The 17,749-nt window shown below is 70.9% G+C and carries 16 protein-coding genes; 10 read left to right on the top strand and 6 right to left on the bottom strand.

What is annotated here, in order from left to right; all coding sequences use genetic code 11:
* Positions 1-23: 23 nt before the first annotated feature.
* Positions 24-698 carry an HAD family hydrolase gene (locus MKK58_RS20875; protein ID WP_243914450.1) on the top strand — a complete coding sequence of 225 codons (675 nt, stop codon included), beginning with the start codon at positions 24-26 and terminating at the stop codon, positions 696-698.
* 160 nt (positions 699-858) lie between these two features.
* Positions 859-1,068: a hypothetical protein gene (locus MKK58_RS20880; RefSeq protein ID WP_243914451.1), complete on the top strand. Its 210-nt coding sequence runs from the start codon at positions 859-861 to the stop codon at positions 1,066-1,068.
* 319 nt (positions 1,069-1,387) lie between these two features.
* Here MKK58_RS20880 and MKK58_RS20885 read toward each other — a convergent pair whose 3' ends face one another.
* Positions 1,388-1,813 (bottom strand): hypothetical protein, encoded by a 426-nt coding sequence (locus tag MKK58_RS20885; protein ID WP_243914452.1) that lies wholly within the window; start codon positions 1,811-1,813, stop codon positions 1,388-1,390.
* An 86-nt stretch (positions 1,814-1,899) separates the two neighbouring features.
* Complete coding sequence (locus tag MKK58_RS20890; protein ID WP_243914453.1) at positions 1,900-2,403, bottom strand: peptide deformylase; 504 nt, start codon at positions 2,401-2,403, stop codon at positions 1,900-1,902.
* 126 nt (positions 2,404-2,529) lie between these two features.
* Here MKK58_RS20890 and MKK58_RS20895 point away from each other — a divergent pair, with 126 nt between their 5' ends.
* A complete protein-coding gene (locus tag MKK58_RS20895; RefSeq protein ID WP_243914455.1) occupies positions 2,530-2,730 on the top strand; it encodes a hypothetical protein in 201 nt (66 codons plus the stop codon).
* Positions 2,731-2,779: 49 nt separating this feature from the next.
* Here MKK58_RS20895 and MKK58_RS20900 read toward each other — a convergent pair whose 3' ends face one another.
* Complete coding sequence (locus MKK58_RS20900; RefSeq protein WP_243914456.1) at positions 2,780-7,150, bottom strand: translocation/assembly module TamB domain-containing protein; 4,371 nt, start codon at positions 7,148-7,150, stop codon at positions 2,780-2,782.
* Positions 7,150-9,069, bottom strand: a complete 1,920-nt coding sequence (locus MKK58_RS20905; protein ID WP_243914804.1) for an autotransporter assembly complex protein TamA — start codon at positions 9,067-9,069, stop codon at positions 7,150-7,152. Before MKK58_RS20905 ends, MKK58_RS20900 begins: the two co-directional genes overlap by 1 nt.
* 592 nt (positions 9,070-9,661) lie before the next feature.
* Here MKK58_RS20905 and MKK58_RS20910 point away from each other — a divergent pair.
* Both MKK58_RS20910 and MKK58_RS20915 read left to right on the top strand, forming a co-directional pair.
* On the top strand, positions 9,662-9,871 hold the full coding sequence (locus MKK58_RS20910) for a cold-shock protein (RefSeq protein WP_243914457.1): 210 nt from the start codon (positions 9,662-9,664) through the stop codon (positions 9,869-9,871).
* A gap of 212 nt (positions 9,872-10,083) precedes the next feature.
* Positions 10,084-10,458: a DUF6481 family protein gene (locus MKK58_RS20915; RefSeq protein ID WP_243914459.1), complete on the top strand. Its 375-nt coding sequence runs from the start codon at positions 10,084-10,086 to the stop codon at positions 10,456-10,458.
* A gap of 94 nt (positions 10,459-10,552) precedes the next feature.
* Here the strand turns inward: MKK58_RS20915 and MKK58_RS20920 are convergent, their stop codons facing one another.
* A complete protein-coding gene (locus MKK58_RS20920; RefSeq protein ID WP_243914461.1) occupies positions 10,553-10,816 on the bottom strand; it encodes a hypothetical protein in 264 nt (87 codons plus the stop codon).
* Positions 10,817-10,933: 117 nt separating this feature from the next.
* Positions 10,934-13,072 (bottom strand): TonB-dependent receptor, encoded by a 2,139-nt coding sequence (locus MKK58_RS20925; protein ID WP_409565283.1) that lies wholly within the window; start codon positions 13,070-13,072, stop codon positions 10,934-10,936.
* Positions 13,073-13,248: 176 nt separating this feature from the next.
* On the opposite strand from MKK58_RS20925, the gene MKK58_RS20930 reads away from it, so the two are divergent.
* From MKK58_RS20930 to MKK58_RS20950, 5 genes are all read left to right on the top strand, one after another.
* Positions 13,249-14,037, top strand: coding sequence for a DUF3750 domain-containing protein (locus MKK58_RS20930; protein WP_243914464.1), 789 nt, complete (start codon positions 13,249-13,251; stop codon positions 14,035-14,037).
* A 100-nt stretch (positions 14,038-14,137) separates the two neighbouring features.
* Complete coding sequence (locus tag MKK58_RS20935) at positions 14,138-14,404, top strand: ferredoxin (RefSeq protein WP_243914466.1); 267 nt, start codon at positions 14,138-14,140, stop codon at positions 14,402-14,404.
* Positions 14,401-15,723: an NAD(P)/FAD-dependent oxidoreductase gene (locus MKK58_RS20940; protein WP_243914468.1), complete on the top strand. Its 1,323-nt coding sequence runs from the start codon at positions 14,401-14,403 to the stop codon at positions 15,721-15,723. Before MKK58_RS20935 ends, MKK58_RS20940 begins: the two co-directional genes overlap by 4 nt.
* Positions 15,720-16,964, top strand: coding sequence for a cytochrome P450 (locus MKK58_RS20945; protein WP_243914470.1), 1,245 nt, complete (start codon positions 15,720-15,722; stop codon positions 16,962-16,964). Before MKK58_RS20940 ends, MKK58_RS20945 begins: the two co-directional genes overlap by 4 nt.
* A 151-nt stretch (positions 16,965-17,115) precedes the next feature.
* On the top strand, positions 17,116-17,724 hold the full coding sequence (locus tag MKK58_RS20950; RefSeq protein ID WP_243914472.1) for an AprI/Inh family metalloprotease inhibitor: 609 nt from the start codon (positions 17,116-17,118) through the stop codon (positions 17,722-17,724).
* Positions 17,725-17,749: the final 25 nt, after the last annotated feature.

Raw genomic sequence — 17,749 nt, forward strand, 5'->3', positions numbered from 1 at the left:
CGTACAGGGCTCGGGATCAGACCATGGCAAAGACCGTCCAGGCGGTGATCTTTGATATCGACGGAACGCTGCTCGACAGCGTGGACCTGCATGCCCAGGCCTGGGTCGACGCGTTCGCGCATTTCGGCGTCGCGGTGTCCCACGCCGATGCGCGCAGCCAGATCGGCAAGGGCGGCGAACAGCTGCTGCCGGTCTTCCTCGACGCGGAGCGCGTGGAACGGGAGGGCAAGCAGATCGAAGCCTACCGTTCCGACCTGTTCAAGCGCGATTACCTGTCTCGGGTGAAGCCCTTCGCGGGCGTCCCCGAACTGTTCCGATACCTGCGCGCGCAGGGTCTCACCGTGGCGCTGGGCTCCTCCGGCAAGGCCGAGGAGGTCGAGCATTATCAGGAACTGCTGGGTATCACGGGTCTCGTGGATGCCGTCGTGAGCTCCGACGACGTGGAGCGCTCGAAGCCGTTCCCGGACATTTTCGAGGCGGCGCTCAAGAAGCTCGCGCCGATCGCGCCGGATGCTGTCCTGGTGATCGGCGATACGCCCTACGACGCCGAGGCGGCCATGCGGGCCGGGCTGCGCACCATCGGCGTGCGGTGTGGCGGTTTCCCCGAGCCGGACCTCAAGGGTGCTGGCTGCATCGCGATCTACCAGGACCCTCAGGATCTTCACGCCAGCTTCGGCGATTCGCCCCTGGCCGTTTAAGTCGCGCGGATCGTCCACAGGAATGGGTATTTCATCCCGCCCGCAGGGCAGGATTGCGTGCCGGCTATGGATAGATGGCAAAAAACTCTGGCGTGGGCGCATCCGATGGCGTAGCGAGCCGCCCGTGATCGCGCATGATCACGTCTCGGATCCGCGGACCATGCCCCAGCCGGCCCAAACGAACCTGAAGTCGGAGTGTATTGGCGAGCAGCCGCCGCTCCAGGTGCAGATCCAGTCGGCGGTCCAGGACCGCACGACGCCGATCAGCCGGCTGCTGCGCCTGATGGCGGCCCTCGACGCGGACGCCTCCGCCAACGAGAATCTCCGGCACGTGCTGCGCGCTCGCATCGGCGCCCCCTTGAGCGTCTGATCCGCTTCACCCTGGGGTCGACCAAGGCCCCAGGCGGCTCAGGGGACAACCCAGGCGCAGTCCTTTTCGCCGGCCACCGCGAGGCACTCGAAGGGTGCCCCGCCCACCATCGCCCGGTGTTCGGGCGCTCCGATGCGATCCCTGGAAATTGTCCGGCAGCCTGGATGCCGGGGCAGGACGCCCTCCATGGCATCATGCCCTCCGGCCGCCATGAGGACACGCAGCGACACCAGCGTTTCGCAGGCGATCACCGCGGGCGCCTCTGCACGAGTTGACGTCGCCGCTAGGATCGCGCTCAGGATCACCGGAATTCTCGTCCTCATCGACGTGCCTTCTCCTGCGCGGGCGCCTTCTCGGGGGCCGCTTTCTCGGTCGGTCGGCCCTTGTCGCCACGCGCCTTCGGCGGAGCTTCGCTGAGGTTCACCGCGCCGGCCACGACCCAGTGGCAGACGCTGGTACTGCGCAGGGTGAGGCAGTCATAGGCGTTGCCGTTCAGCGTCAGGTGTTCCTGAAGGGCCGTCACCGCTTCGCGCGCGAGTACCGTGCAGCCCAGGTGGTCCGTGCCGTCACTGCCCAGCAGCGCCGCCGCGGCGGGTATGTCCGACTTGGTCTGTCGCAAGAGGATGCGCAGGTTGACCAGGGAGGGACACCCGATGATCGGGTTCGGGGCCGGAGCGGCGGATGCCACGGCCGGCATACAGGCCGCGAGGAGCGGGACGAGCCCGAGGAAGCGAAGCGGAGACATCTGGCATCCCTGTCGCGATGCCGTTTCGCTCGGCCGCGACGAACCTCGCGGATTCTAGGGCACCACCGGGGGAAGGGGAATGGCGCTCAGCCCTCGACGCGCCGCAGCTTGGCGAAGCGCTTGATCGCCCGGTCCCGGCGCAGCCGCGAGAGGCGGTCGATCCAGAAGATGCCGTCGAGTTGGTCGATCTCGTGCTGGAGGCAGGCGGCGCGGAACCCCTCCGCCTCCTCCTCGCGCACGTCGCCCGACAGATCGCGGTATCGCACCCGGACTTCGGCGGCGCGCTCGACCACGTCCATGATGCCCGGCATCGAGACGCTGCCCTCGGTCTGGGGTCCGATTTCGGGTGACGCCCAGACGATCTCAGGGTTGACATAGACGGTGATCGGATCGCCCGGCTCCATGCGCAGGGTCACCACGCGCTGGAGGCGGCCGATATGGGGGAGCGTCAGGCCGAGGGCCGAGACCGCCCGCATCACGGCCTCGAGGTCCCGCACGGCCCCCTCGAGTCCATCGTCGAAGTGCTCGACGGGCGCCGCAACCAGACGCAGGCGCGGGTCGGGGTAGAGCAGCAGGGATGAGTCGGACACCGTTGACGTTCCGAGGGTTCGAGCGGTCACGAGCCCGCGAGGATTGGGGCGGAGAGACGGGGCCACGGCCGGCTTGGCCCGGGCCTTGCGGCGCCTCGTACGAAGCCAACCCGATTAGGAGACGCAATGACGGATCGTCATTCCAAGCGCAACCGAGAGGTCGTGGCCAGCCCGAGCCGGCACTTTCGCGAATCTGGGCGTGAATCCGGGGAGGTCATCCTCCTCAGCCTCGCCACAGTACTGTGCACGCTCTGGGCGATCGTTCTGGTGACCCATTTTCACGGCCCCCTGAGCAGCTTCGGCCAATCCCTCTGGCTGATGCGCTGACGACGCGTGCCGCCCGCCCGGCTCGCGCTGCGGCGGGCGGAACCCAAGCTCAATACTCCCACTCGGCGCCGACACCGACGGCGGTGCGGCCGTCGCTGCCGGCCTCGCCCTGGATCTTGATCCGGCGCGTGACGTCGTAATCCACCGTCGCGGCCGTGTCGGCGGGCTTCGCGCCCGCTTTCACACCGACGCTGAGCCGGTCGCTGAGGTAGCGCGAGGCCCCGAGCGCCGGTCCGCCGCTGGCGCCGGTGGAGACGTCGAGGCTGTCGAGGCCGAGCCCCTTGCGCGCCTGCTCGAACACGTCGACGCCGCCGGCCCCGCCCGAGAACTGGGCCACGGCCTGTGCGAGCTGCAGCGCCTGGAACGGCGAGAGGCCGCCGGACGCCTTCTTGAACAGCAGGCGCGACAGCACCTCGTCCTGCGGCAGGCTGGGGTCCGAGGTGAGGAGGAAGCTCGGCTGGTTGGCCGGACCGGTGACCGCGATGCGGGCGGTGACCTCCGCGGCCTTGGTCTCGGCGATGAAGTCGAGCTCGGGCGTGGCGATCTCGCCGCCGAAGGTCAGGCGCCCCCGGGTGAAGTCGAGCCGCTGGCCGACGACGCTGAGGCGGCCGCGCCGCATCTTGAAATCGCCCGTGGCCACGGGATCGCGCGAAGAGCCGGTCAGACGCAGCGATCCGCCGAGTTCCGCATCGATTCCGCGCCCGCGCACGAAGATCCGGTTCGGCGCGTTCACCGCGACATCCAGCGTCGCATCGAAGGGCGGCGCGGCCTTCCGACCCTTGCGCCCGAGGGCCGCGATCTTGGCGCGGCGATCCGCCCGCGCGTCGAGGCGGGCGCGGATGTCGGGCGGGGTGTTGACCCGGCGGATCTCGGGCAGGGGCTGTACGGTGGCGGGCAGCCGGTCGGGCACCGAGACGTCGACGGAGACGAGATCGATCCGTCCCGCAACCTTCGGCGTGCGGGCGAGCGGCCCGGTCAGGGCGAGGTTCAGGCTGGCCACGGCCGTCATCAGCGGGCTGGAGACGAGTTCGGCCCGCTCGGCAGTGACCCGGATGGTGCCGGGGAAACCCGCGGCGGGCTCCAGGGCCACACGGCCGTCGCCCCGCAGAACACCGCCGTTGCGGGTCTGCGCCGTCAGGCGCTCCACCACCAGGGTGTCGCCGCGCCCGGTGACGCGGCCCTCGATGTTGGTGAGGCGAATGCCCTGGAGCGGGTCGGTGAAGGACCCGCCGGTGAGGGTGGCGACACCCTCGGCCCGCGGCGCCGCGAGGTTTCCCGTCACACCGGCATCGAGGGCGATCCGCCCGGCCACGCGCTGGCCGCCGACGCTGAGGAGGCTGTTGGCCAAGGCGGCGTCGAGGGTGCCGCGCAGCTTCACCGCGAGGGCGCCGCCCGCCGCGACGGGCAGCGAACCGGAGACGGTCATCTCCGCGCCGCGCCCGGCCGAGACGCGTCCGTTGATCCCGGCGCGGCCCTCGCTGACCGTGCCGCTGGCACGCGCCTCGATCGGCGGAAGGCCGGCCTTGCGCGTTTCGGGCGTGACGAGCCGCGCCACCGTGAAGGCGTAGCGGCCCTCCGGCCGGCTCGCGGAACCGCGCAGGTCGGCATCGCCGTCGAGGGTGCCGGTGAGCGCCAGACTGGGAGAGGCGATCCGCGCGAGCGCCAGTGGCAGGCTGCGGATGCCGAGCTTGAGGTCGAGGTCGCGGCCGGCCCGTCCCGAGAGGCTGACACGCCCGCTGCCGGCGGCCACCACGAGGTTCTCGATCAGCGCGCTTCCGGCATCCAGGGTAACGCTCGCGGGTCCCGCCAGCGCCAGCCGGTCGCCGCCGCGTGCGGCGGAGAACCGCGCGATGTCGATCCGGGTCCGCTCGCCGGGCACGAGGCGCGCCGCGCCGTCGAGGTCGAACCCGCGCGCCTTGGCCGAGAGCGTGATGTCGCTGGCGTTCGGCGCACCGGTGGCGGCGAGGCGGATGGTGTCCAGGCTCTGGCCGGCGGCGACGAGCCGGTCGGCGTTCACACGGCCGTCGATGACGGGCCGCCCGGTCAGATCGCGCCCCGTGAGGTCCGCATCGAGTCGCGACAGACCGATTTCGCCGACGCGCAGGGATCCGCCCTTCGCACGAATCGCCGCATCCTGCCGGCCACCGTCGCGGGACAAGGTCACGGCGGCATCGAGGGCGCCGGCCAATGGTGTCAGTGCGAGGGGCGAGAGATCGTCGAGGTTGCCCGCCGACAGGGTCAGGGCCCCCTGCGTCAGGAGGGTGCGGGCATCCAGGGCCACATCGCCGTTGATCGCGACCGATCCGAGTTGGAACGCCAGCCGGTCGAGACGCCATGCGTCCGGCGTAGGACGGGCGAGGTGCGCGTCGCCGTGCAGGGGCTTGCCCGCGACATCGCCGGACAGGCGCAGGGTTCCGTCGAGGGCGCCCGTGAGGTCCTTCACGGCGGTTTCGATCCGCAGATCGCGCATGGGGCGCCCCAGCGCGCGCGCCACGGAAGCGGTGAGCGTCGCGGTGAGGTCCGGCTTTTCCAGGGTGCCGGTGAGGCGCCCGTCGAGGAGGGCGCGGCCGGCGAGCTTCGGATCGAGGGTCGCGAGGTCCTTGAGGTCCACGACGAGCTTGGCATCGGCGATGCGGGCGGTGGCGCGGCCCTCCAGGCGCCCGACGATCTCGGCACCCTCGAAGCGGGCGCCCTCGAAGGCGTAGCCGTCATAGACCTGCGAGAGACGGCCGCTGAAGCGCGGAGCGTTGCCGAGTGTTCGATCGAGGGCGGGCACGGAGAGGGAGAGGCCGCTCGTGCGCAGATCGACATCAGCGGTCACCGCTTTGCGAGCCGGATCGCCGCTCAAGCCGGCGCGCGCCGTGAGGGCCCCGGCCAGCGGCCGGCCGGCGAACTCGGACAAGGCCGTCAGGTCCGGGAGCGCGGCGTCGAGGACGCCGGTGAGCGTGTTCTGTCCGACCTTGCCCGCGTAGGAGGCCCGCGCGGTCGGCCCGTCGAGGTCGAGCTTGGCCACCTCGACGACGCCGTCCGGCTGAAGCGTTCCCCGGAAGGTCAGGGCCGCCCGCGTCCCGATCGCCCGACGCAGGGCCGGGTCGGCGAGACGCAGGCCATCCACCTTCGCGTTGGCCGAGAGGGCGAAGCGGGCAGCGCTCGGCTCCGGCCCGGCCGGCAGCATCGCGATGTCGGCCTCGATCCGTTCCAGGGCGCTGCCGTCGGCCCGCAGGCCGGCGGCCTTCAGGGTTCCGTTCACGGTGGGGCGGGCGATCGCCCCCTTCAGCGTGCCATCGAAGACCAGGCTGTCGAGTTCGGCATCCGCCGCGCGCGTCACACCGCCTTCGGTCGGCACGGCCCGGGCGGAGACCAGGAAGTCGGCGACGCGATCGGCGCTGAGCGTTCCACGCGCGTCGAGGCGCGCGGTGCGGGAGGCGAGTTCGAGCCGATCGATGCCGAAGGCGCCGCTGTCGGCAAAGCGCAGGCCGCCGTCCAGCTTGGTGGTGCCGGAGAAGATCGCCGCCGCCGGCCCCGGCAGCAGCGCCTCGATGCGCGAGGCGAGATCGAGGGCGAGGCGCCGCTCGCTGCCGATGCGCGAGATCCGGGCCGAGCCCTTGGCGCCGAGTTCCGGCCCGGCGTCGAAATCGAGGCGGGCATTCCAGGCGTCCAGGGTGCCGCGCCCGTCGAGATCGAGATTGATCGGGGGCGTGCCGGGAAGGTTCGCCGCCTTCGAGAGCAGGCCGCCGGCTGGCTCGACCAGGGTGGCCTTGAGTTCGAGGGTCTCACCCTTCGGCACGAACAGCAGGCGGGCGCCGAATCGGCCCTGCGCGTCGAGGCGCTGAACGCTGAGGTCGAGGTCGAGCCCCTCGGCCGGCGCGCCGAGGCGGGCGCGGCCGGCGGCGGACAGGCGCGCAGGCTGCCCGGCCAGGGCCTCGCCGAGCACGAGTTCGGCGAGCTTGAACGCCTTGACCTCGACCTTGACCGGCAGGTCCGGTAGCAGCGAACCGTCGGGCTCCGGAGTGGCCGAGACCGGGGCAGGGAGGGGCCGCCGGATGACTTCGAGGCGGCCGACCTCCAGGGTCTCCACCTCGAGCCGGCCCGAGAGCAGGGCGAGACGGCGCCAGACGAGGCGCGCCCGGTCGAGCTTCAGCCAGACGCCATTGGCGTCGCTGATGGCCACGTCGCGGATCGTGGCGTCCGAGGAGAGGGCGCCGTCGACGGCTCCGATGGCGACGCGGGAGCCAGGCGTGGACAGCGCCTTCGAGAGCAGGCCGCCGAGCACCGTCTTCTCGCCGTCGTCGGCGCGGGTGCGGGTGGCCGGACCGGTCGCCAAGACGGACACGCACAGGACGGCGGCGGCGAGCCGGGCTTTCCCCCGCAGACGGGGGAAGGGCGATACCCAGGGGCTCAGTGCGGTCCGAAATCCCATCAGAAGGATTGTCCCAGGCTGATGTACAGGGCCACGGGGCGCTCGTGATTGCCCTTGATGCGGTCCATCGGGAAGGCGACGTCGACGCGGATCGGGCCGATCCCGGTGTAGTAGCGCAGGCCGAGGCCGACCGCGTAGCGGATGCGCTCGTCGAAATCGGGCAGGCTGCCGGCGAAGGCCGTGCCGGCGTCGATGAACGGCACCACGCCGATGGTGTCGGTGACCTTGATGCGCGCCTCCACCGAGGCTTCGAGCAGGCTGCGCCCGCCGATGGGCAGGTTGAACGGTCCGCGCGGCCCGAGCGTCCGGTAGGGGAAGCCGCGTACCGAGCCCCCGCCGCCGGCGAAGAACCGGATGTTGGCCGGGATATCCTCGAGATTCGCTCCCGAGATCGAGCCGAAGCCGAGGCGACCGGCCAGGATGTAGCGGCCCTCGTCGTCGAAGGCGTAGTAGGTCGAGCCCTGCGCCTTGGCGACGAAGATCGACGGGTCGGAGCCGAGGAAGCCCGCATAGGGCGTCGCCGAAGCGGTCAGCCGCACGCCCTCGGTGGGGTCGAGCAGGTTGTCGGTGGAATCGTAGGACACCGAGACCGGCACGCCGATCAGACGGTAATCGACCTTGCCCAGCGCATCCTGCGAGCGCCCGGCCTGACCGTCCACGCCGACCTGCGCGAAGAACGTGTCCGAGAAGCGGTGGCGCACGGCCACCGTCCCGCCGGCCGCGTCGCTGACGTAGGATTGCTGCGCCTCGCGGCCCGCGAAGACGTTGGCGATGAAGTCGTTGCGGGTGCCCCACAGGGCCGGTTTGACGAAGGTGGCGGAGAGCCGGCCGCCGAGCCCGTTCGAATCGATGCCGGCGGCCTTGCGCTGCTTCGCGTAGAGGTCGTTGCCGAGGTAGTAGATGTCCGCGTCGACCCGCAGGGTCTCACCGCCCCCGAACAGGTTGCGGTTGGCGTAATAGGCCCGGATTCCCGGCCCATCGACCGTGGAGAAGCGGGCCGAGACGCCGATCAGGTTCTTCTCGCGCTCGGTGACGTCCACGAAGATCGGCAGATTGCCCGCGCCGTCCAGGGCCTCGCCCTCGCGCACGCGGATGGAGCCGAGGCCTTCAACCTTGGCCACGGAGCGGCGGATGTCCGAGACGGCCTTGGGCGTGTAGGGGTCGCCCGGTTCCGCGTAGATGAAGGAGCGGACCACCGCCGGGTCGATGTCCTTCGTGCCGCGCACCGCCACCTCGCCGAGGCCCGCGATCGGTCCCGGATCGACCGTGTAGGTCACGTCCATGACGTGGGCCGCGTCGTCCACGACGGGGTCGCGCGCGACGGCCTTGGCGAAGGGATGCCCGAGGGACCGGAAGCGGTCGACGATCCGGGCCTCGCGGGCCAGCACGGTGGCCGAGCGAGCCGGCACGTCCTCACCCACGCGCGTGAAACGCTCGGGCAGGATCTCCTCCGAAAAAGCGGTTCCCCGCGGATCGCGCACCGCGATGGAGCGCAGGGTGTAGAGGGGACCCGGCTCGACCACGACCTTCACCGGCACGAGGGCGCGCCCACGCGACGCCTCCGCCGCGCGAGCGGCCACGATGACGCTGGGCTCGCCGGCCAGCGCGACGCCGTCGATCCGGATCGCGACGCGGCCCTGGTAGTAGCCGTATCCCGAGAGCACGTCGGCCAGGCGGCGCAGATCGGCCTCGGCGCGGCGCACCAGGCCCTCACCGTCCGGCGGGGCCTCCTGCCGAAGCCGATGGAGGGTCGAGGTGTCCTGGAGCGCGCGCAGGACGTCCTCGTCGTCGACTCCCTGGAACTTAACCGTGTAGGGCAGCGCACCGGCGCTCGGCGCCGGCGGCTCCTCCTCGGAGGCGAACAGCCCGAAGAGGTCGAACGCCAGAGCCGGCGCGACCGGAACCGCGCCGCCGGCCAGACCGGCAGCGACCGGCCACGCGGCGCGCGCGAGCCTCAGGATCGACGTGTTGTGGACCCGCCCCCGAATCCGCCTCACGAATGGGCGATCCGGTCTGAGGCCGGTCGCGTCGTGAACTTGGTCATGCGATCCCCGTCCTGGTCCCGGCGCGCATGATCCCGCCGGGCCGTGTCCAAGCCGTTAAGTCCAGTCGTGCGCAAATGTGTCGGCTTTCAGACTAACGGTCACGCTCCAGGGTCGCAACCTTGGCGGGCATCCTGCCAGGGCCTTCCGCACAGGGCCATCCCGCGGATGCCCACGTGACGCGTGCGCCCAATCCGTGTCGTTTCGCACGCCCACGCGGAACCCGACCGGGGCTGGCGCCTTGTCCCCGCATCGCAGGATTCCCAAATTATCACCATCGCATCATGGCCGGTCCGCATCCGGGTTGCCCACGTGTCGTTCGTCAGGACTGCCCAGCAGACCGTCGTGGCGGGCGTGGCTTCGATCCCATCCCATTCCGACGACCCTGCGCCACGGATGGCCGCGCGTTTCGACGCGGGCCACGGGCAAGCGGTGGCTGGTGAGACGACACTTCGAGGAGGATACCACCATGAGCACGGGCACCGTGAAATGGTTCAACGAGACCAAGGGCTACGGCTTCATTCAGCCGGATGACGGCGGCAAGGACGTGTTCGTCCATATCTCCGCGGTCGAGCGCGCCGGCCTGCGCAACCTCATCGAGGGTCAGAAGGTCTCCTACGAGATCGAGAACGATCGCCGCACCGGCAAGCAATCGGCCGGCAATCTTCAGTCCGCCTGATCGCGGTCCAGCGATGCCCCGGAGCTGAGGCATCGTTTCAACAATCTCTGGGAAGCCGCTCGCCGAAGGGCGGCTTCTGTTGATTCCCGGCAGGCAGTCAGGCATTGGGCTGCTGCGAGACTAGACCAGCCGAAAACCTGATTCCTCCCACGGCCCCATGCCGCGCGTGCTCAACGCCGGATGCGGGCGACACACCACATGAGAAAGGTCAGATGGGCGCCTTCGACTACAGGAATTTCGACGACCGCCGTAAGAACTCCCTCAGCGCCAAGCAGATGCTGCTGGAAAAATTCAAGGCCCGTCCTCCGGCCGATGACCCGGAGATGATCGCCAAGGCGCAGGCCCGCGCCGAGATCGCCCGCGCCCGCGAAGAGCGTGCCCGCGAGCGGGAATCCGCCCGGATCGCCGCCGAGAAGGCTGCAGCCGAGGAAAAACGCGCGCGTGAGGAGGCGGAACTCGCCGCTCAGATCGCCCGCGAGGAGGCCGAGGCCTTGGCCGCTGCCGAGCGGAAGGCCGCCGAACTCGCCGAGAAGAAGGCCGCCCGCGACGCGCGCTACGCGGCCCGCAAGGCCAAGGCACGTCGCTGAAGGGCGGTGCGCCATCGAAGGGCGCCCTGAGACAATGTGGAATCGAGAGCAGGGCCGACGGGATTCGTCGGCCCTTTCATGTTGTGCGCGCCGATCAGGCTTCGGTGCGGTTCTCGGACGCGGCGTCCTCGCCCTCGCCCTCGGCGGCCTCATGCCCCTCGGTCTGAGCCTCGACCGGCTCGGCGGTCTCGCCCTCGGGGCGGGGACCCGACTTGAAGGTCCGGCGCGGCGCGTTTCCGCGCTTCATCTGGATCGGCTTCTCGATCGCACCGAGCCGCTCGGAGAGCTGCTTGGCGCGTTCGTTGAAGTCGTTGGTTGAGCGCGATTGGGACGCACCGCTCTTGAACGCGTTTGCCACTGGGGCCTCTTGGAGTTGCCCAAGGCACGGGCTCGTGCGGGGTTGAGTTCTTCTAGCACGCTTGGCGCTCGGCGTCGGCCTTTATCTTTTCCATCACCCAGGTGGACCGACCGGACTTCAGAAACGCGCCGTGAGGAAGAGGCGCACGTTGCGTCCGGGCAGGAGGATCTCGTCCTTCTTGAACGAGGCCGAGTTGCGGATGCGGTCGTCGAGGAGGTTGCGGCCCTGGAGGCCGAGAGTGACCTCGCTCATGCCGTAGACACCCGGATCGAGGGGCTTGGTGTAGCTCACCTCCGCGCGCAGGTCGTCGAAGCCCGGTGTCACCGTCTCGATCGGTGCGGTCTCCGTATGGGCGAAGGCGTAAAGCAGGTTCACCCGGGCGTACCACCCGTCAGCGCGCACGAAGGCGCCGCCGCCGAGGCGATGGGGCGGGATGCGCGGCACGAAGGTGCCGTCGTCGAACTGGGCGCGCACGAAATCGTACTGCGCGTCAAGGCCGGCAAAGCCGTTGCCCACCGGGATCAGATCGAGCTGCGCACCGATCTCCGCGCCGTAAAAGGTCGCATTGCGCTGCGAATAGACGATCTGCTGCAACTCGTCGCCGCTGCCGCAGGACGCGAAGTCATCGCCGCAGCGGATGCCGGTGTCGCGCTTGTAGATGAACCCGGTGTAGCGCGTGTAGTAGCCCGTCGCGTCGAGGCGCAGCGGCCCCTCCGCGCGGCGGATGCTGGCCTCCACGGTCCGCGCACGCTCCTTCTTCAGGTTGGCGTCGCCGATCTCGAAGGTCTCCGTCGCGTCATGCGCACCGCGCGAGTACAGCTCGAAGGCGGTGGGCGCGCGCTCGACGAAGGAGCCGTTCAGGCTGGCGACGAAGCTGTAGGGCAGGTCCTGCAGGGCGCCGAAGCTGACGCTCTTCGGAGCGAACTTCCGGCGGCGCCCGAAGGCGAGGGGCTCCTCGCCCTCCACGGGCAGGTAGTCGCCCGGGAAAGCCGTGGCGGTGCCCGTCGAACGGTCGCCCTCGATGCGACCCGCCGCCTGCAGGCGCAGGCCGCCGCCAAGCGCCAGTTCCTCGAACAGGTAGACGGCGTTGCTGCGTGAATCGGTCGGCGCCAGCAAGCCGCCGGCCTCGCCCGCGGTGCCGAGGGTACGCCGCCCGGCCTGGACGCCGAGGGCGCCGGTAAGCGTGCCGAAGGGGAGGGCGACGGGCACGTGCTGGAACTCGATCCGCCCCTCCGCCTCGCGGTTCTTGAACGTGGCGCGGATGCCGTCGACCCCGTCCTCGCCGAGGCCGGTCTCGTCGTGGCGGTAGATCGAGCCGCCGAGCCAGAAGCGCACGGCCGCGATGGGGCCGTCGAGGGGGCGGTACTCGCCCCGGGCCAGCAGCCGATCTTGGCGGGGATCGAGGCGGGTGCGGCTCTCGGCGGCCTCGCCGCCCGGAATCTGGTAGAGCGCGTCGTAATGGCTGTAGGACAGGCCGACGAAGCCGCGATCGCCGATGAATGACATGCCCACCGCGCCGCCCTGACTTTCGTTGGCGGAGTTGCGCTGAATGCCGCCGGGAATGGCGTAGCTGTCGGCCGCGGTCCGGAAGCCGTCGGCATGGACCGCCACGTTGCCGGAGCCCCCATCCACTGTCACGGCGCCGAGGCGGCCGTTGTCCACCGACGAGAACCCGGTGGTGGCCGAGCCCGAGACGCCGTTGGCGGGGATGTAGGTCGGCACCCGGTTGTTCTCGGCGCTGACCACGCCGCCGATCGCCTGCGAGCCGAAGCGGAGGGAAGCCGGCCCCCGGATCACCTCGATGCGGTTGGCGACCAGCGGGTTGATCGGGACGCCGTGGTCCTCCCCCAACTCCGACACGTCCTGGATGCCGACGCCGTTCTCCTGGATGCGGACCCGGTTGTTGTCGAGACCGCGGATGATCGGGCGGCTCGCCGCGCCGGGCGCGTAGGTCGAGGCCGAGATGCCGGGACGATCGGACAGGGCATCGCCCAGCGTGCGCGGCTGGTCGCGGGCGATCTGCTCGGCGGTGACTACCGTCACGGGGGAAAACGTGTTCGTCACCACCGGCAGGACGCCGACGGGCGGCCCGGCGGCGGGTCCGGAGCCCGGCCGCGTGACGATGGGGCTCGGGGAGGTGACGCTGAGTTCCTCCAGGGTCGCTTCCGCCCGTTGCGCTTTCGCCGGCATCGCCGCGAAACCGATGCCCGCCAGCGCGGCTCCGGCCCAGATCCCCTTCCGTCGCAGAACCCGCATCACGCCTCGCACAAACACGTTATAATGTTTCTTTGCGCACATGTTATAGTATTACAATACCGCTCGCTGGTCCGTTGCTCGATCTCCCGGGGCTGTTGCGGCGGCGCACCACCTACGGCGCCTGCGACGGTTGCACCGCTTGCTGGATGCTCCCCGCCCACCGACATCCAACTTGAATGTCGGCCCTGTTCCTCCTCGCCCTGCGCGTAATCCTCTTCGTCCTGCTGGTTCTGTTCCTGCTGCCACTCGGCACCCATGCGCTCTGGTGGCTGGCGCGCGACGGACGTTCCCCCGACTGGTCGGCGGCAGACTGGTCGAGCACCGGGATCCTGAAGACGCCGGTGCCCGGCGATCCGGCCCTGGTCCGGGTCTACGCGGCTCGGGTCGGACGCTGGCGCGGGATCTTCGCGCATCACAGCTGGATCGTGATCAAGCCCGCGGGCGCCGCGCGCTACACCCGCTACGACGTCGTCGGCTGGGGTCTGCCGGTGCGCACGGACGGCTGGGCCGCCGACGGGCGCTGGTTCGGGAACCTGCCCGAGACGGTGCTCGCCCTCGACGGTACGGCGGCGGCCCGGGCGATCCCCGGTATCCAAACAGCCGTGGCCGCCTATCCGCACCGCGCGCCCGGTTCCTACAGCGTCTGGCCGGGGCCGAACTCCAACACCTTCGCGGCCCATGTCCTCGCCGGCATCCCGGATGCCGTGGCGACGCTGCCCCCGACCGCCCTCGGCAAGGACTGGACGCCGCCCGGGCGTCTTCTCGAGCGGACGCCGAGCGGCACGGGCCTGCGCCTCGGTTTCGGTGGCTATGCGGGCCTCACCGTCGGCTGGGTCGAGGGGGTCGAAGTCAACGTCCTGGGGCTGGTGGCGGGCCTCGACCTGCGCCGGCCCGCCCTGAAGCTGCCCGGCTGGGGGCGGATCGGGCCGGACTGGGAGCCGGTGCACGAGCGGCAGGGGGGATGACCATGCGAGCTCGCTCCGTTCACCACCCGTGACCTTCCGCCCCGGAGCGGGCCCTTTGCCGGAGCGGAACTTTGGGCGGAGCGCCGACATTCCGCTTGGCATGTCCGACAATTCCGCACCATCCGTGACGGGCTCGAGCCCGGCGCCCTCCGCCGCTGGCCTGAGGGTCACCGTCGACCTCAACCTCTGCCAGGCCTATGCCCAGTGCTGCTACGCGGCGCCGGACCACTTCGTCCTGAAGGGGCGCGAGGCCCTTCACTACGATCCCGCGCCCTCGACGGGCGCGCGCGCCGACATCGAGCGTGCCCGCATCGCCTGCCCGGTCCAGGCGATCCGCGTCGAGAACACCGGGACTTCGCGCCGATGATCGGTTCGGAAGCGCGTGTCGTGGTGGTGGGGGCCTCACTCGCAGGCCTGCGCGGCGCCGAGAGTCTGCGCCGATCGGGCTTCGCGGGCCCGCTGACCATCGTGGGGGCCGAGCCGCACCGCCCCTACGACCGGCCGCCCCTGTCGAAGGCGGTGCTGACCGGTGCGGTCGCTCCCGATGCCACCGGATTGCCGAACCTCGTCGCGCTCGACGCGGACTGGCGCCTCGGCGCCCCGGCCATCGGCCTCGACCGCACGAGGCGCATCGTGACCCTGGGGGGCGGAGAGACCATCGCTTACGACCGCCTCCTCATCGCAACAGGCGCTTCGGCGCGGGCCTGGCCGAATTCTGCCGAGGGCCGGCTGGCGGGAGTGCATACCCTGCGCGGCCGGGACGACGCGCAGGCACTACGCCGCGATCTCGCGGCAGGGCCAACCCAGGTTCTCGTCATCGGCGGCGGCTTCATCGGCTGCGAGGTCGCGGCCGCGTGCCGGGACCTCGGCCTGCCCGTCACCCTGGTGGAGACGGGCCCGGCCCTGCTGGCGAGCGTGCTCGGCGCGCATCTCGGCGCGGTGGTTCAGACGCTGCACGAGACCCGCGGCGTCACGATCCGCTGCAATGCCAAGGTCGAGGCCCTGGAGGACGACGGCACAGGCCGGGTCCGGCGCGCCCGCCTCGCGGACGGCAGTGCCGTTCCGGCCGACCTCGTCGTGGTTGCGCTTGGAGCGTTGCGCAACACCGGCTGGCTCGCCGGCTCCGGCCTCGCCTTCGATGAAGGGGGGCTCGACTGCGATGCTCAGGGTTACGTCCTCGATGAGGACGAGCAACCCGACACCCGCATCGCGGCGGCCGGCGATGTGGCGCGCTTTCCGCATCCGCTCTATCCCGGACACCGCATCGCCCTGGAGCATTGGGGCCACGCGGTGGCGCAGGGGGAGCACGCGGGCCGTCTCCTCGCGGGGTGCGAACCGGCGCGTTACGCCGATGTCCCGGCCTTCTGGTCGAGCCAGGGCGGGATCACCATCAAGTCGGTGGGGCTGACCAAGGGCGCGGACGGTGTGGTGATCGCGCGTGGCGACCCCAAGGAGGGCCGTTTCCTCGCCGTCTACGGTCAGGCGGGGCGCTGCATCGCGGCGGTCTCCTTCGACTGCGCGCGTTGGCTCCCGGCCTATGCCGAGCGGATCGCAGCCGGCGCTCCCTTCCCACCCGACGCCGGCGGCGTGGATGCGGGCCCCCTCACGGTGTTCGCGCCGGGCTTTCCCGAACCCCACGGCTCCAGACCCGGCGATGCCGCGCGGACCGGCAAGGACGAACGATGAGCGACGACACCCTGTTCGCCCAGATCAAGGACGAGGCCAACCGGCCGGACCCGTACCCGCTCCTCGCGGCGTTGCGGGAATGCCCGGTCTCACGACAGGAGGACGGCACCTACGTGGCGGCGAGCCACGCCGCGATCAGCAGCCTGCTGCACGATCCGCGCGTGAGTTCCGAGACCCTACCGCCGGCCGACCGGCCGAAGACCGGCAATCCGCTCAAGGACTGGCTCGTGAAGCCCGTGCGCGATTACATCACGGACACGCACCGGCCTTTCATCTTCCGTGACCCGCCCGACCACGACACCCTGCGGGCCGCCGTGATGCATCAGTTCACGCATCAGCGGGTCCAGGCGATGCGCGCGCGCTCGCACCAACTGGTGGACGAAATCCTCGACAAACTGGGCGACGCGCGGGCCATCGATATCGTCGACGATCTCGCCTACCCGCTGCCCGTGACGATCATCTGCGAACTCCTCGGGGTGCCGCCGGAGGACGAGGAGAAATTCCACGGCTGGGCGACGCAGCTCGCTACAGCTCTGGAGCCCGACAACCTCCAGAACGACGAGGCCCGGGCCGAGAACAGCCGCACCTTCGACGTCATCTCCGAGTACATGAAGGGCCTGATCGCGCAGAAGCGCCGGGACCCGAAGGACGACATGCTGACGGGACTGGCGGGCGAGGGCGCGGACGGCGCCCCCCGCATGGGCGATTTCGACCTCATCGCCACCGCGATCCTCATGCTGGTCGCCGGCCACGAGACCACGGTGAACCTGATCACCAACGGCATGCTCACGCTCCTGCGCCACCCGGAGGAACTGCGTCGCCTGCGCGAGGACCCGGAGCGCGCGCCGCGCGTGGTCGAGGAATTGCTGCGCTACGAGCCTCCGGTGCAGTTCCGGACCCGGACGGCACTCTGCCCGATCCCGCACGGCGAGGTGACGATTCCCGAGGGCGCGCCCGTGGTGCTGATGCTCGCGGCCGGCAACCGCGACCCGGATGTCTATGCCGAACCGGAGCGCTTCGATCCCGACCGGACCGACAACCGTCACCTCGGTTTCGGCGGCAGCCTGCACTATTGCGTGGGGGCCCCCCTGGCCCGCTTCGAGGTCGAGGCCGCCCTGGTGGCGCTGGCGCGCCGGCTGAGGAATCCGCGCCTGATCGCGGACCCGCCGCCCTACCGGCCGGGCTCGGCCCTGCGCGGTCCCAAGCACCTGCGCCTCGCCATCGACGGCATCGATCCCTGAGGCGCGGGCGCCACACCGGCGCGCAAACGCGGTTCGCGACAGCGGATTCCCGTGAACGCGCCACACGTTGCCTTGCGGCCAGCGCAATTGCCGGTGAGGCAGACCCGAACGAGGGGCATCAGCCCCGACCCCAGTTCGGAATTTGCCGCCGATGCCGCGTTCGCTCCTGTCGACAGCCGCTATCCTCGCGCTCACCGCCGGCCTCGGCGCCTGTGCCTCCCAGCGCTTCGACGGGCCGGTGCGGGGCCGCGCCGCCCCGGGCCCGCAGGCCTCCCTGGAGCCGATCGCCCCGGCCATGCCGTCGGGACCCGTGACCTCCGCGCCCCTGGCGCCCCCGCCGGGCGCCACGGCCGCACCGGCGGACTTCTCCCCGCCGGTGGGCGCCGACGTCGCCGTCGGCCCCGCCACGCCGGTGATCGCCCCCGAGCCCGCCCCCACCATCGCGCCGGTGGCCCCGCCCCCGCCGCCGATCGTGTCCAGCGGCCGCTCCTCCGTGGTCGGGACATGGAACGCCAAGGATGCAACCGGGGCGAGCTGCAAGGTCTCGCTGTCGAGCGCGCCCGCCCTCGATCTCTACAAAGCCAGCGCGTCCAGCTGCCCGAACAAGGACCTCGCCAAGGTCACGGCCTGGGACTACCGCGACGGCGAGGTCTACCTCTACCAGCCGGGCGGAACCGTCACGGCCCGTCTGCGCCAGGGCGGCGGAGCCCTCGACGGCGCCCTCTCGAAGTCCGGCGCCTCTCTGGCGATGGTGCGCTGAGCCGCCGGAGCGATCCGGTCACGCC

The organism is Methylobacterium sp. J-078 (assembly GCF_022829285.1).
Lineage (GTDB): Bacteria > Pseudomonadota > Alphaproteobacteria > Rhizobiales > Beijerinckiaceae > Methylobacterium.